Origin of the sequence: Wolbachia endosymbiont (group A) of Phasia obesa, from assembly GCF_964028125.1 — a bacterium.
Taxonomy (GTDB): Bacteria; Pseudomonadota; Alphaproteobacteria; order Rickettsiales; family Anaplasmataceae; genus Wolbachia; species Wolbachia pipientis.
This window is the reverse complement of record NZ_OZ034764.1, coordinates 1,087,898-1,101,746: the sequence shown is the minus strand read 5'-3', so window position 1 is coordinate 1,101,746 and position 13,849 is coordinate 1,087,898. Positions and strand designations below refer to the sequence as shown.

General features: G+C 35.8%; 13 protein-coding genes, 1 tRNA gene and 3 pseudogenes. 9 read left to right on the top strand and 8 right to left on the bottom strand.

All coding sequences use genetic code 11. The features are described 5' to 3' along the window. Nucleotides 1–19 precede the first annotated feature (19 nt). The 4 genes and pseudogenes from ABWU29_RS05535 to ABWU29_RS05520 all read right to left on the bottom strand — a co-directional run bounded on the left by ABWU29_RS05535 (nucleotide 20) and on the right by ABWU29_RS05520 (nucleotide 2,721). Nucleotides 20–97 (bottom strand) — tRNA-Arg (locus tag ABWU29_RS05535). A gap of 66 nt (nucleotides 98–163) precedes the next feature. After that, nucleotides 164–1,087, bottom strand: a complete 924-nt coding sequence (locus ABWU29_RS05530; protein ID WP_015588779.1) for a hypothetical protein — start codon at nucleotides 1,085–1,087, stop codon at nucleotides 164–166. 214 nt (nucleotides 1,088–1,301) lie between these two features. Continuing rightward, nucleotides 1,302–1,574, bottom strand: a pseudogene (locus ABWU29_RS05525) (hypothetical protein); the annotation flags it as partial. Between the two features lie 199 nt (nucleotides 1,575–1,773). Beyond that, on the bottom strand, nucleotides 1,774–2,721 hold the full coding sequence (locus ABWU29_RS05520; protein WP_015588780.1) for an IS110 family transposase: 948 nt from the start codon (nucleotides 2,719–2,721) through the stop codon (nucleotides 1,774–1,776). 219 nt (nucleotides 2,722–2,940) lie between these two features. On the opposite strand from ABWU29_RS05520, the pseudogene ABWU29_RS05515 reads away from it, so the two are divergent. Then, nucleotides 2,941–3,345: pseudogene (locus ABWU29_RS05515) on the top strand (IS4 family transposase); the annotation flags it as partial. A gap of 7 nt (nucleotides 3,346–3,352) precedes the next feature. Here ABWU29_RS05515 and ABWU29_RS05510 read toward each other — a convergent pair. Then, a pseudogene (locus tag ABWU29_RS05510) lies at nucleotides 3,353–3,938 on the bottom strand (DUF6444 domain-containing protein); the annotation flags it as partial. 430 nt (nucleotides 3,939–4,368) lie between these two features. Between ABWU29_RS05510 and ABWU29_RS05505 the strand changes: the two are divergent. The 8 genes from ABWU29_RS05505 (at nucleotide 4,369) to ABWU29_RS05470 (ending at nucleotide 12,680) form a co-directional block, all read left to right on the top strand. Further along, nucleotides 4,369–5,001, top strand: coding sequence for a protocatechuate 3,4-dioxygenase (locus ABWU29_RS05505; protein ID WP_197907334.1), 633 nt, complete (start codon nucleotides 4,369–4,371; stop codon nucleotides 4,999–5,001). 96 nt (nucleotides 5,002–5,097) lie between these two features. Next, nucleotides 5,098–6,600 carry a leucyl aminopeptidase gene (locus ABWU29_RS05500; protein ID WP_353280239.1) on the top strand — a complete coding sequence of 501 codons (1,503 nt, stop codon included), beginning with the start codon at nucleotides 5,098–5,100 and terminating at the stop codon, nucleotides 6,598–6,600. Between the two features lie 371 nt (nucleotides 6,601–6,971). Beyond that, nucleotides 6,972–8,159: an MFS transporter gene (locus tag ABWU29_RS05495; RefSeq protein WP_141456806.1), complete on the top strand. Its 1,188-nt coding sequence runs from the start codon at nucleotides 6,972–6,974 to the stop codon at nucleotides 8,157–8,159. 60 nt (nucleotides 8,160–8,219) lie between these two features. After that, entirely contained in the window at nucleotides 8,220–8,525 is a 306-nt protein-coding gene (locus ABWU29_RS05490) for an integration host factor subunit alpha (protein WP_006279881.1), read from the top strand. Beyond that, nucleotides 8,525–8,851: a MerR family transcriptional regulator gene (locus ABWU29_RS05485; protein WP_006279880.1), complete on the top strand. Its 327-nt coding sequence runs from the start codon at nucleotides 8,525–8,527 to the stop codon at nucleotides 8,849–8,851. The genes ABWU29_RS05490 and ABWU29_RS05485 overlap by 1 nt, the downstream gene beginning before the upstream one ends. Nucleotides 8,852–8,896: 45 nt before the next feature. Then, on the top strand, nucleotides 8,897–9,493 hold the full coding sequence (locus tag ABWU29_RS05480) for a murein hydrolase activator EnvC family protein (protein ID WP_006279879.1): 597 nt from the start codon (nucleotides 8,897–8,899) through the stop codon (nucleotides 9,491–9,493). A 12-nt stretch (nucleotides 9,494–9,505) separates the two neighbouring features. Continuing rightward, entirely contained in the window at nucleotides 9,506–11,956 is a 2,451-nt protein-coding gene (leuS, locus tag ABWU29_RS05475; protein ID WP_141456805.1) for a leucine--tRNA ligase, read from the top strand. Between the two features lie 118 nt (nucleotides 11,957–12,074). Beyond that, on the top strand, nucleotides 12,075–12,680 hold the full coding sequence (locus tag ABWU29_RS05470) for an OmpA-like protein (RefSeq protein WP_015588785.1): 606 nt from the start codon (nucleotides 12,075–12,077) through the stop codon (nucleotides 12,678–12,680). A gap of 518 nt (nucleotides 12,681–13,198) precedes the next feature. Here ABWU29_RS05470 and ABWU29_RS05465 read toward each other — a convergent pair. The 3 genes from ABWU29_RS05465 to ABWU29_RS05455 form a co-directional block, all read right to left on the bottom strand. Beyond that, a complete protein-coding gene (locus ABWU29_RS05465; protein ID WP_010082072.1) occupies nucleotides 13,199–13,363 on the bottom strand; it encodes an IS3 family transposase in 165 nt (54 codons plus the stop codon). After that, on the bottom strand, nucleotides 13,356–13,517 hold the full coding sequence (locus tag ABWU29_RS05460) for a DDE-type integrase/transposase/recombinase (RefSeq protein WP_341817945.1): 162 nt from the start codon (nucleotides 13,515–13,517) through the stop codon (nucleotides 13,356–13,358). Before ABWU29_RS05460 ends, ABWU29_RS05465 begins: the two co-directional genes overlap by 8 nt. 84 nt (nucleotides 13,518–13,601) lie before the next feature. Further along, a complete protein-coding gene (locus tag ABWU29_RS05455) occupies nucleotides 13,602–13,817 on the bottom strand; it encodes an IS3 family transposase (protein ID WP_353279436.1) in 216 nt (71 codons plus the stop codon). Nucleotides 13,818–13,849: the final 32 nt, after the last annotated feature.

The following is a 13,849-nucleotide window of genomic DNA, read 5'->3' as shown; positions in this document are numbered from 1 at the left end:
TTCTGTTTCCTATAAAATGTGGTGCACCCTGAGCGACTTGAACGCCCGACCTTTTGATCCGTAGTCAAATGCTCTAATCCAACTGAGCTAAGGGTGCTTTCACAAAGTTAACTTTAGCAGGTTTTGTAGCTTGATTCAATTAATTTGGCTAAAAATAAAACTGTTAATTTTTATCACGCGTGAACCCCTTACAATTCCCAAACTTCTGTTGCAAATAAGGATTATCAAATGCATTTTGAGGAGGAGCAGTTGGAGTAGTATTAGGATCTTGAGAAAAGTAAGGAGGTGGTGCATCATAACGAGAAGAATCTCCATAACCATGCCCTTGTTTAAGATAGCTATCTACCGCTCTTTCAGCTTTCTCGATATTTTCTGATTCTTCCTCATGCTTCATATGAAAAGCTAAACCACCAGTAAAACACACAAGAGAATTAACGCCAAGGATAACTAAACCCCACACTGGTAAGACTGGGTAAACAGCACAAGCTACCAAAGCTGCCAAAGAAACAGCGCCAACCGCAAATTCTATATTTCTGAACGTTTTAAATTTACTATCCAGGTAATCTATTTTTTCTTCTTTTCTAGCCACTTTTCTGCTGCTGTTATACCAAAAACACATACCAGCATGGAAAGCAACACACACAACTGCAGCTACCATACCTAAAGCTAATAACTTTCTATTGTCTTCTGAGTCTTTTTTCTTATCTTCTCTGCTTTGATGGCTACCACTACTGAAACCAGGGTTATTTATAACTGTAGTATGACCACCAAACAGGCTGCGAAGTAGTAAATAATCCCAAAAATCTAAACCTCTATCATTGTATACATGTATATGTGTAGTCTGAGAGCCTGTAGGTTGTGCGTTATTCCCTGCGTTATATTGATCATTTCTGCTTCCTGTATCGTGCCTATTGCTTGAATTTGGATGTGTAAATTCTTCATACACATTTTTAAAATTCTCCTTGCTCCAAGTTAAATTCGGTGTATTATTACAATACTGTAGAAACCCTTCAATATTATTATTATTACCTAATTTCTTTATATAGGCTAACGCATACCTTTTTAAAACACTATCACTTGCTACCATAAATACCCTCTTAAGTTAAGATTAAATTAATAAATATTTATTATAACAAGATAACATCTACTTGTCAACTTGAGCCTGATTCAAGTATCCGTTCAGAGTGTGGCAGAAGAACTTATTCAAATAAAGTAGGTGGTAAAATATAAACATTTTATAAAGTGAAAAATGGACTTTTCAGACCACTGCCGAGCTAAAAAAGCCCTGAAAAACGTGATACTTAGGCTACTTCTTGCTTAAGCTGTACAATTTCAGCTTGAGAAAGGCCAGTGGATTCAGCTATTAAATTAACAGATACACCAGCTTTAAGTAAATTTTTTGCAACTTCGATTTTTCCTTTCTCTATACCTTCCTCAAGTTTGTATTCAAGAATGGCTTCTTCTTTCCGCAGATCCATTATTCTTTCTTCATATGCTACTAAATCTTTCTCATTCCAGCAAAACTTGTCTAACTCATCGTAGGCTAACTTTATTATTGGTGCTTTTTCTGCTATCAACTATGTTTTTTAAAAATTTTTTTATTTGTGTAATTTTGCAAATTATATGGGCAATAAAAACCCGTTTGTCATAGAAATAGAATTTTATATCAAACAGCTACCACAGCAATTTCTGCTTAAGCTAATGAATATGTGCTTTAAGTCTGTGTGGACGCACATATTCATTAGCCAATTTTAGTTACCGTTGTGAAGATTTTTAAGTATGCAAATTAATTGCTTCTTTAAGTCTTGTATTAGCAATTACTATAATTTTACGCATTAGGGCTGTTATAGCCACCATCTTCTTCTTACCACTTTCAACAAGCTTAGAATAAAAGGCGCCAAGTATAGATTTTGACCTTGTAGCAGCCATAGCGGCTGTAAAGAGCTTTGAACGAACGTTACTTCTACCACCTGTAATCCTTCGGTAACCAACAGCTTTACCACTTTCTTTTGGATGCGGTGCAACTCCGGCAAGACTTGCTACTTCTTTTCTGTTTAAGTAACCAAGCTCTGGCATTAAACACAAAAAATCTTGTGATAACTTTTTACCTATTCCAGGAACTGTTTTAAGAATTTTTTGGCGTTGTTGTAATTCGCGGCTTTCATCAATAATCTTTTGTATAGTATCATTGAGTTCGTTTATTTGACTATCGAAAAACTCAATGGTCTTTTGACAGCTTTCTTTTATATGATCATTTTCCGGTGCTTCAAGTCTGCATTTTTCTTGAGTTCTCATTTGCGTAATATCATCACGACGTTGACAAAGTGCAGCCAAAGTTGATTGTTCTGTAGAGGTAGGTACAAATAGAGAGATAGTTCTATGGCGTTCAAATCCATATTGAGCAAGAGCTCTTGCATCTGATCTATCAGACTTTGCTAAAGCTCCGTGAGATAAAATAAAGCTTTTTACTTTACGAGTATTAGCTCGATGCACGGCAATATTTTTGTCGGTAAGAAAATGTGATAAGCCAAGCTCATATTTCCCTGTATTTTCTAAAGTCACTAAAGCATTAGGTAGAATATCTGAAAACTCTTGAAATAATTGTTGCCAACCAGAAGCATTATTATCAAATTCGACAGCATTCTTCTGTTTGTGAATTGCAACGACATTTTTAAATTTTCCGATGTCAATACCAATAAAATTTTGATAAGATGTAACCATAATAAACCTCGATAGTTTTAGTTAATTTAAGATTGTAAACGGGTGCATATATATGTCCCAAGCAACTATTCAAACGTATCGAGAGATAGGGCTAGCGTACCTTGATACCAACGGTTGTAATACCAATTTCCTTTCGGTCGCGCACGCCCGCTATTCCTAGTGAGCAGGGTTATCTTTCTCTCTTATCTCTTTTATATCACGTTTTTAACTTACAATTTCCTTAGATGGAAAATAGAGATATTACATAAAATTTTAAATCCGGTCTCAAAGTTGAGGAATGTAGACTTGGAACAGCAGAAAGATTAATGAGGTATTTAACAGTCATGAGCATTATTGCTTGGAGAATTTTCTTTATTACATCAATTGCAAGAACTAACCCAACATTACCATGTACTGCCTTATTAGCTGAGGAAGAATGGAAAGTTTTATATGTTAAAATACACAGGAAACCATGTCCAAATATAGCCCCTACTATAAAAGAAGCCGTTTCGTGAACTTGGAGGTCATTTAGCAAGAAAAAGCGACCCAAAACCAGGACCAATTACTCTTTGGAAAGGGTGGAGACGTTTCTTTGATCTAGAAGAAGGATGGCGACTTGCTCACGAACCTCATATTTGTGGGTAATAGTAAGATTTGATATGCTGCCAACACTTATGTTCAAATTAAAAATGTCATTTATGATACTAGCCACTTCACGCTTTGAGTTTTTGTAAAATCCGCTGAGTGCTGCAATTATAGACTTAACCCTTGGACCAAATGTATCTGGCGTAACACCTTCTGGTAACTTGCTACTTTTTCTTTTTCTGCATCTCCAACAACGACCATGTTCCAATTACTACATAAGGCCTAATTTCCGGAAGATCAACTTTTTGGTGAACATAAGGTTTTTCGCATATTACAAGCTCTCCTCCGCATTCGCAAATATTAGGCAACTCTATTTTTACTACTTTATCCGCTTCCATTGTGGCATGAAAATTTCCTTTATACCCAACCTGATCGCCAACATTCCTTTCGCTTTTTGGCTTGTCCTTTTTTGTTTTGTACAATTCTTTAGAGCTCGGTAGAGATGAATTTTTCGAGTTTAAACCAAGCCTTTCCTTTAATTCAGCGTTCTCTATCTTTAAAGCTTTATTTTCTGCTTTTAAGTTTTCTATCTCTGCTTTCAGTTTTTCTATTTTTTGCTGTAAATTTTTGCAAAGTTCTAAAAGGTTTACCACATTACCTCACTTTTGCTCTATGATTATCTTTTTAGATCACTTTGTCTACCTTATTCTACCACTCCGCTGAACGGATACAATTTACTAAACAGAAAAAAAGGCAAAAGAAACCCCGTGTTAGCTAGTTGTCACTCTCTAATCCTGCAAATTGGCGTACTATACTGTCTTGAACGACTTATAAGCGCGTTTCAGCTTGTGTAGGTAAAAACCTAGAAATATTGTGAAGACATAAGGTGCACATAGTGCAAAAAATTAAAAATAAGACGCCAACTACGTTGTTTTCTTGCTGTTTAATCTGCACAGATGAAGATAACTGAATACCTTCAGTTTTATGATAAGAGGGCTGGCGGAGTTTGTAAAGTAATTTTTTCGTTTCTATTCCCAATAAAAGTTTGTTATATGGTTATGCAAGAAGTCTATTATAAATGAAATGAATGTGAAAAATATCTTATTAGCGTTTTTAGTACAAATGGTATTCAGTTTGCCGCTATTTGCAGCTGATCCTGTTTTGCTCAACTGCATTGAAACTCCAGAAATATATGACCTTGATGCAAGGCCAAAAAATTTTAACTCTTCAAACAATTTAAGAAGAAAACCTGGTTCTCCAAATAGTGCAATAGGGGAATTAATACACATAGTGGGTAGAATTACTGATATAAACTGCTTACCAATACAAAATGCTGTAGTTTCTATATGGCACGCGAATTCACGCGGCGTGAACCATTACGATAAGAATATAGAGGATGATCTGAATTTTGCTGGATCAGGAAGGTTTGTAGTGAATAATCTTGGCTATTATAATTTTATTACGATAGCACCTGGTAAAATTGGTGATAGAGCTCCACATATCAACTTTCTAGTTCAACATCCGGATTTTCCAGAATTCACAACGCAAATGTTTTTTGCTGACCATAATTGCGCTGATCCTGTTCTTGAAGATTTTGTTAGTAATGGGCTTGCAAGCCTTCTCATAACACCATTTACTTACAGTGATCAGGTCATAAAAACCTATACGTTTAACATTACCTTGGGCGGATATAATAAGTTCTCTAATAAAAGATAAAAAACCTTGCATGTAAGGGAGTCCATAGTAAACTTAAGTGTTATTGTACTTAGGATGTATATGAAAAATATCTTACTGATGTTTTTGCTATGTTTTATGTACAGTTTACAATTATTTGCAACGGAGATACCAGCAATGAAAATAACAATTTCTAAAATTTCGCCCGATTTTAAAACAATAGTAATGGGTTTATTTGAAGACAACGAAACCGTAAATGATGGCGGAGTTTTGCAAGGAAAACAGGTCATAGATAATATAAAGCAATTTAGCGATTTCAATGGAAGTTTTGGTGAATTTTTCTCTACTGCTTTGCCAGAAGAAAAAAATGTTATAGTTGTTGGACTGGGTAAGAAGGATGAATGGAATGAAAATAAAGAATTAAATATTGGTGGTAAAATATATTGTGAGCTAAGCAGATTAAAAATTAAAAAAGCAGCGGTTTTAATCGAAGGTAGTGCAGCAAATGTTGCATATGGTGCGTTTCTGCGTAGTTTTAAGTTTGATAAGTATAAAACTAAAAAGGATGAGAAAATTACAGAGGTAGAGGAGATTACCGTATTAGTAAAAGATGAACAATTAAGTAATGCTGAAAGATCATTTGAGCACTTAAGGCAAGAAGGTGAGAGTATATTTCTTGCGCGCTCTTTTATAACAGAGCCTCCTAACATTCTATATCCAGAATCCTATGCTGATCATATAAAAAAAGAACTTACTAAGCTTGGCCTTGAAATCGAGGTGCTTGATAAAAAGCAGATGGAAGAGAAAAAAATGGGAGCCTTGCTTGGAGTTGCACAAGGAAGTAGTAAAGAACCAAAATTAGTAGTGATAAAATGGAATGGAGCTTCTAAAGAACAAAAGCCTATAGCTTTTGTTGGTAAAGGTATAACGTTTGACACTGGTGGAGTATCACTCAAACCTTCACGTGGTATGGAGTCGATGAAATATGACATGGCAGGCTCTGCTACTGTGGTTGGGGTGATGCATGCTTTAGCAGGACGAAAAGCAAAAGTAAATGCAATTGGCGTGGTCGCACTTGCAGAAAATGCAGTGGGTGGTAATGCTCAAAGACCAAGTGATGTAGTAACTTCAATGTCTGGACAAACAATAGAAGTGTTGAACACCGATGCAGAAGGAAGGCTCATACTTGCAGATGCTTTATGGTATACGCAAGATAGATTCTCACCAAAATTTATGATTGATCTTGCAACTTTAACTGGTGCTATAGTGGTTGCACTTGGAAATAACGAATATGCTGGTCTTTTTTCAAATAATGATGAATTAGCAAACTGTCTGATTGATGCAGGAAATGAAGTAAATGAGAAGTTATGGCGTTTTCCTATGAATGAAACTTATGACAAAATTATTGATTCACCGATTGCTGATGTTCAAAACATCGCTCCTGCAGGCTCTGGTGGAGATAGCATAATGGCTGCACAGTTTTTACAGCGTTTTGTGAATGAAACTTGCTGGGCACATTTAGATATCGCAGGCACTGCTTGGCACGAGAAAGGTACTGACATTTGTCCAAGAGGAGCAGTAGGTTTTGGTGTAAGGTTACTTAATAAGTTGGTTGAGAAGTACTACGAAGCCAATGATTAAAGGTCTTTATACTGGATTTATGGCTTAGCTACATGAACGTTTATTTTCGAGGCGCAGCAAATGAAAGTAGCTGATACATATTTCTTTTTTTCTGGATTCCAGTGTCAGCTACTTTCATGACACCCTGACAACCGTCATCCCGCTACTTGTTAGCGGCTGAGATACCGCGAATGAATCGCGGTATGACGGTTCGTGGCGGCGTGACGATAAGCTCGTCATCCCGCTGCTTGTTAGCGGGATCTAGAGATACCGCGGCGGCATGACGTAGGGAAACCGTTTTTTGGGTTAGCTATAACAGTAGTCAGGAAACAATAGCTTAAAAAGAGACTTAGTGTTAAATTTCTAATAGATTACTTATAAAAATAAATCTTATGGAAAGCAGAGCTAAGGCTTGGTTCATTTGGCTGATTAGTAACTTGGTTGTTATATTCAGCAACATGCAGATAATTTATACCTTTATAAGTGTAAATCTCGAAAAGGAACTTGGACTTACAATCGCGCAAGTTGCACTGGCTAATTCAGCATATACTTGGACTTTCGCCATCTTACAATTTTTTAGTGGAGCAACGTTTAATGTTTTTTCCAGTAAAAAAATTTATTTTTTCTCGTTATCAACTATGATCTTGGGGTTTTTTGTCCTTATTAATAGTGACAATTTCTCCCATTTGATTTTGTCTCAAGTGTTGATTGCAACTGGAGCATCATTTGGTTTTATTGGTGCTGCTCACACAAGTAGCATATGTTTTTCCGCTGCCCAATTTGGACTAATGTTTTCACTAGTGCAGACAATTTCAAGCCTTTCTGCTTTGGTAATTCAAATACTGTTCTCTAACTTGCTTGCCGAAGATGCATATTGGAAAAATCTGATTGTATGCATAATACTATTTGGTGTGTTGATATTTGTACTTACGCTTTTTTGTCCAAACACACTTCCAGAAAGCAGCTCAGAAAAGCGCACAATAAAAAGCTCTATGAAGACAGTAATGTGCTCTATATTAACAGTGCTAAAATTAAGAGATATCTGGATAACTTCAGTGGTGGGTGCTATTACTTTTGGAACATTTTTAGCACTTAATACCTTGTGGGCTCCAAGGTTACTGGGCAACTCAGAACTCAATGCAATGGAGTCAGGTATAGCAACTGCAATACTATGGCTTGGTCTTGCAGTTGGTGCTCCAATTGCAGATCGAATCTCAAACTTATTTAAAAATAGGAAACATGTAATTTCTGCTTTTGCTTTATTGCAAGGCGTCTCAATTATTATTTTACTATACAGCCATTTAACAGTCCACGTTGTGTACTTTTGTATGTTAATGTTCGGGTTTTTTGCGGGAGGACATATGCTTAATTTTACTGTCGGCAGCGAGATTGTGAAACGAAAATACATCAGCACATCATCATCCATTATCAATGGATTTATGTTTATTGGCAGTGGAGTTATAGTGTCAATGTTAGCACTTTTTACAGATCATAAAATGGCACTTTTTGCAATATTTGCGATATTGATAGTTGCCGGTATTTTAAATTATGCAACAAAAGAGACATACTCTAAAAAATAAAGTAGCTGAATCTCGAGTCGATTGCTATATTATATTTACGTATTGTAATATTTATCAATAATGGATCACGTTACAACAAAAGACACAACAGTAACTAAGGCAACGATAGCTGGAGATATAAACCAAGAAATAGGATTATCAAAGGAAGACTCTGTTTCGATAATAGATGATATATTGGACGAAATAAAGACAAGCTTGGTAAAGGATGGAATAGTAAAAATATCGTCATTTGGAACATTCTTGGTTAAGAAAAAGAAGGAAAGACCAGGAAATATACCAAATACATCGGAGAAAGTGATGATTCAGGCAAGAAATTCAGTTTCTTTTAGGCCTTCAAAAATTATAAAAAAATCAATCAATAATTAATGAACAAGGAAAAATTATTTTATACGATTGGGGAAGTAGCTGAAGAGCTACATTTGGAACAGCATGTTTTGAGATTTTGGGAAGGTCAATTTCATCAAATTAAGCCTACAAAGCGTAAAGGAAGAAGGCTATATGATCGCAAGTGTATAGAGGCCATAAAGAAAGTAAAATACATGCTATATGATAAAGGATATACAATAAAAGGAGTGCAAAAAGAATTTGGTAATGATATAAAAGTCACAAAGAATTTGTTGCAAGAACTCACCGATTTGAGGGACTATTTAACTAGTAAAATAAATAACGAGGAAAGTAACAAGCAGGCGTGAAACACTACGTCTCGCTAAAATTTTGGAGTTTTGTGAGAGTTTAAAATGTGGCATATAGCCTCATTTCTTATGTTATTAGCAATATTAATAGGCTGTGGCCTGCAAAAACCTGCACCTGTGCTGCTTAAAGGCGAAGAATTTTACGGAAAAAGAGATCTGGAATATACAAGAGAGTACCATTTAATTAGGGAGCCTTCAGTGCAAAAAGAAAGTAGAAAAGCCATCATAAATAGGATATACAAAGATAACAATAATACACAAAATGTGGGGGTAAATTGTAAATTTGTAATGCCAGTTAAAGGTTCAGCTACCTCTTCTGATGAAATGTGTAAGGATGGCATAAAAATTGCTGCTCAAAATGGAACGAACGTAGTTTCCTCTGCACCAGGCAAAGTGATATATGTAGGCAAAGGGCTGAGATGGTATGGGAATTTAATTATAGTGGAACACAAAGATAATTACATGACTGTGTACTCCTATTTAAAAAACATACATGTTGAAATTGGCGATAAAGTAAAGCAAGGTCAAGTAATTGGATCTGCAGGTAAATCAAGCACACAAGATAAAGATCCACAGATGTGTTTCACAATACGACATAATGGCCAAGCGGTTGATCCTTTGATGCATATGAACTGTAATTGAATTTGGATTTATATGAAATATGATTTTAAAAGTGTTGAAAAATTTTATCAAGATAAATGGGATTTTTCTGTAAGCAAGAGTGGTAAACAAGAAAAGTGTTACGTGTTGGAAATGTTTCCATATCCATCTGGTAAAATTCATATGGGACACTTACGTAACTATGCAATAGGGGATGTGATAGCGCGTTACAAGAGAGCTAATGGATTTGAGGTTTTGCATCCAATTGGCTGGGATGCGTTTGGATTACCAGCTGAGAATGCAGCAAGGGATAACAATATTAGCCCCGAAACATGGACAAAAGAGAATATAGATAATATGCGTACACAGTTGAAATCTATAGGTCTTTCTTATAATTGGGAGCGTGAACTCTCCACATGTGAGCCTGATTATTACAAACACGAACAAAAATTTTTCCTGGATTTTTTAAAGCATGGGCTTGCCTATCGAAAAGAATCATGGGTTAACTGGGATCCAGTGGACCAAACAGTGCTTGCAAATGAACAGGTGGTTGATGGAAAAGGATGGCGGTCAGGCGCCGTTGTTGAAAAACGTAAGTTATCCCAGTGGTTTTTAAAGATTACTGATTTCGCTGAAGATTTACTCAAGTGTCTGCAAAGTTTGAAAAATTGGCCAGAAAAAGTCAAAACAATGCAGGAGCGTTGGATAGGAAAATCTGAAGGGGTAACTATAGATTTTGAAATAGTTGGCTTAAATAAGAAATTAAAGATTTTTACAACTTCTCCTCATACTTGGTTTGGAGCTTCTTTTTTTGCGGTAGCAGCAGAACACCCTATTGTGCAGGATCTTAAGGACAAAGAAATACGAGACTTTATCGATGGCATGAAAGCAAAGGAGGAAAATGACGAAAAAATAGGAGTTTACACCGGATTAAACGTCAAGCATCCATTTCTTGATAAGGAATTGCCGCTTTACATAGCGAATTTTGTGTTGATGGAATATGGGGAAGGCGCGATTTTTGGGTGCCCTGCACATGATCAGCGTGATTTTGAATTTGCACAGAAATACGATTTGCCGGTTATTCCTGTTATTTGTGAAAAGGGTGCACAAGCCATAGTGACTCTAGAAGAAGCCTACACTGGCGGCGAAATAATGTGCAACTCTGAATTCTTAAATGGATTGACGGTTAGTGAAGCAAAGGAAGTAATCATTAAAAAGCTCAAAGAAAAAGGGATAGGTGAGAAAACAACAAACTATCGTTTACATGATTGGGGAATTTCGAGACAACGTTATTGGGGATGCCCTATACCTATCATATATTGCAGAGACTGCGGAACTGTTCCAGTACCAGAAAAAGACCTTCCTGTAGTTCTACCAACAGATGTGGAATTTACAAGTGGTGGTAATCCGCTTGATAAACACCCAACTTGGAAGTTCGTTGATTGCCCAAAATGTGGAAAGCAAGCAGAGCGTGAAACTGATACATTCGACACCTTTTTTGAGTCTTCCTGGTATTTTGCTGCATTCTGTAGTGAAGATAAATCAATAGACAAAGATGCATGTAATCGTTTTATGCCTGTTGATTATTATATAGGTGGGATAGAGCATGCAATTCTGCATTTGCTTTACTCACGATTTTTCTGCCGTGCTTTAACCAAATGTGGCTATTTTGATATTAAAGAGCCTTTCTCTACTTTAATCACTCAAGGAATGGTCTGCCATGCAACTTATAAAGACGAAAATGGTAAGTGGCTATTTCCCGCAGAAGCAAAAGAGTTGATTGCACAAGGAGCTAAGGTTCAAGTTGGAAAAGTCGAGAAAATGAGCAAATCGAAAAAGAACACAGTTGATCCAAATTTTATCATAGAAAAGTATGGTGCTGATACTGCCCGCTTGTTTGTGTTGTCTGACACTCCTCCAGAGAAAGATATGGAATGGTCCGATGATGGTGTGGAAGGTTGTTCTCGTTATGTAAATAAATTGTGGCGTATGGTCATGCAGCTTAAGCCTGTGAATATGCACTATGATAACAAAAGTGTTACGGGTGGACTTCTAGAGTACAGAAAAAAAATTCATAAACTCTTACATGGACTTACAGATGACTTGGAAAACTGCAGATTAAACTGTGTAGTGGCAAAATTTCGTGAAATGACGAATTTAATAGCTGAAATAGACGTAGCAGCTGGAAAATCTCTTATTAATGAAGGTATATGCATACTAATCAGAGTAATCGAACCATTTATGCCGCATTTAGCTGAAAGCCTATGGCAAGAAATAGGAGGTCAACCTTGGCCAAAAGCTGATGAATCATTATTAGTTGACGATACGGTAACTATAGCAGTGCAGATCAATGGAAAGTTGCGTGCGACAATCGAAGTGGCAATTAACTTACCTCAAGAAGAATTGAAGAAAATAGCGATAGACTCTGTGTCCAGTAAGATCGATCAAAACAAAGTTCGCACTGTATATGCTGTACCAAATAAGATAGTAAATATAGTTATATAAAAAATCCGTAGCGCATCTTTGACTTCATGGTTATACTCTTTTTAACATGCGATTATATCTTTTTTAATATAAAGGATATATACTTATGCATTATATATTTTTTTGTATGAGGAGTTATATGAAAATGAAAAGATTATGTGCTTTAGCTGTGTTGCTCACTTCATCTCTAGCAGGTACAGCTAATAATAGTGCAAGTAAGTCAGAAGATCAGTATTATGCAGGTTTAAACTTTGGTGCTGGATGGGGTGGTGGCTTAAAAATAAAACCTAGCGTTGTTTTTGGTTATCATCATGACAAAAACTCTAAGTTTGAACTTGAGGTTCTCACTGACATAAGTGATATGTTTGGTAAAGAAGAAAAGAAAATGGGGGCTAGCTTATTAGCAAATTACCGTTATTACCCTAACCTTGATATTGATCCCGTTAAGCTATATGTCAGCGGAGGTTTAGGAGGATACCTACAAGTAATACCTTTTGGCTTTGGTAACAGTGGTACAAGTGAACCTGCAAGCAAAGATATTGAAGCTGCTGGAGAGAAGGCATCTGTAGTAGATAAAATACTGGGTTCTATTTCCTATAAACTAAAGGTCGGTGTTGATTATGAAATTGCTCCACAGATAGTTGGTACAGTTGGTATTACCGCAGGCGGGCAACTAAGTGGCTTTAAACCACCAGTACAAATACCGGACGCGATTCTAGAAGTAGGAATACGTTATAATTTTTAATGCTGCTACTTAGTTCATAAAGGTAGAGGCAATGTTGAGGATGAAATAAACAGCATTAAAAAAATCTGGAAATATATGAGATACTTTTCGAATATGGTTTTGAACGCTGACTATAGATTAGAAAAATAACAAGAAAAAGGGTAAACATACTGTAATTGCTGTTGAATGATGGAGTCCATTATTTTAGCACGAAGTAACGAATTCAGTAGAATAAGTTCTTCAAAAATAATTTAAACTTTTATTAGTAGGAGCAGTCTCATGGAATATTATAGCGATCTCACTAAAAGAAACTTTTATAAGTATCGTTGATGAGAAAGGAAAAATTGTTAAGGAAGAAGTTGTTGCAAGAGAAAGTAAGTCAATAGCTGAATTTTTTCTTGGTCAAGGCAAAAAATATGAATCCATGGGAATAGAAAGTGGACAGTTGTCAATTGACCTTACCCAGAAAAAGTGGAGAGAAAGTGTGGAATGTTTTTTACAAAAAGAATGATGCATCAAATTGTTCTGGAATGCAATAGTTAATAGTGACGTTGTTTGTTATAAAAAATTTCTATGTATTCAAATATTGCAGTTCTAGTTTGTTGAGCAGAGTGTTGTGAAGTATCAATAAGTATTTCTCTTTTCAATGAGCTAAAGAAGCTTTCTGCAACAGAATTGTCGTAACAACAGCCTTTATTACTCATCTATATTCTTTACAGCTAAGAGATATTGATACCCTTGCGCAGTATATTGTGAACCTTGATCACTATGTAATAGTAGATTTTTGGCAGGTTTACGCTTGTTAACGGCCATTAATAAAGAGTCCATAACCAATTGTTTATTTATTGAACTGCTCATTAACTACCATGCGTGAATATAGATCGATTATTGTTGCCAAATATAGCCATCCTTCTTTGGTTTTTATATAAGTAATCCCATACTTTATTTGGTTGATCGACAATAAAGTTTTGGTCTAATATATTGGGAGCTACTGTCCGTTTGTTGTTTCTTAATTTTAAATTTTCTTCTCAATATAGCCTGAATACCATTTTTCTGCATAATACTTTGCACTGTTTTTAAGTTGCAACTTTTACCCAAAGCCTTCAATTCAGCATAAATTTTAGGAGCTCCATATCTACATTTAGAAACTTGATATATTTTTTGAATAGCTTCGAGTAGCTCTTTATTTG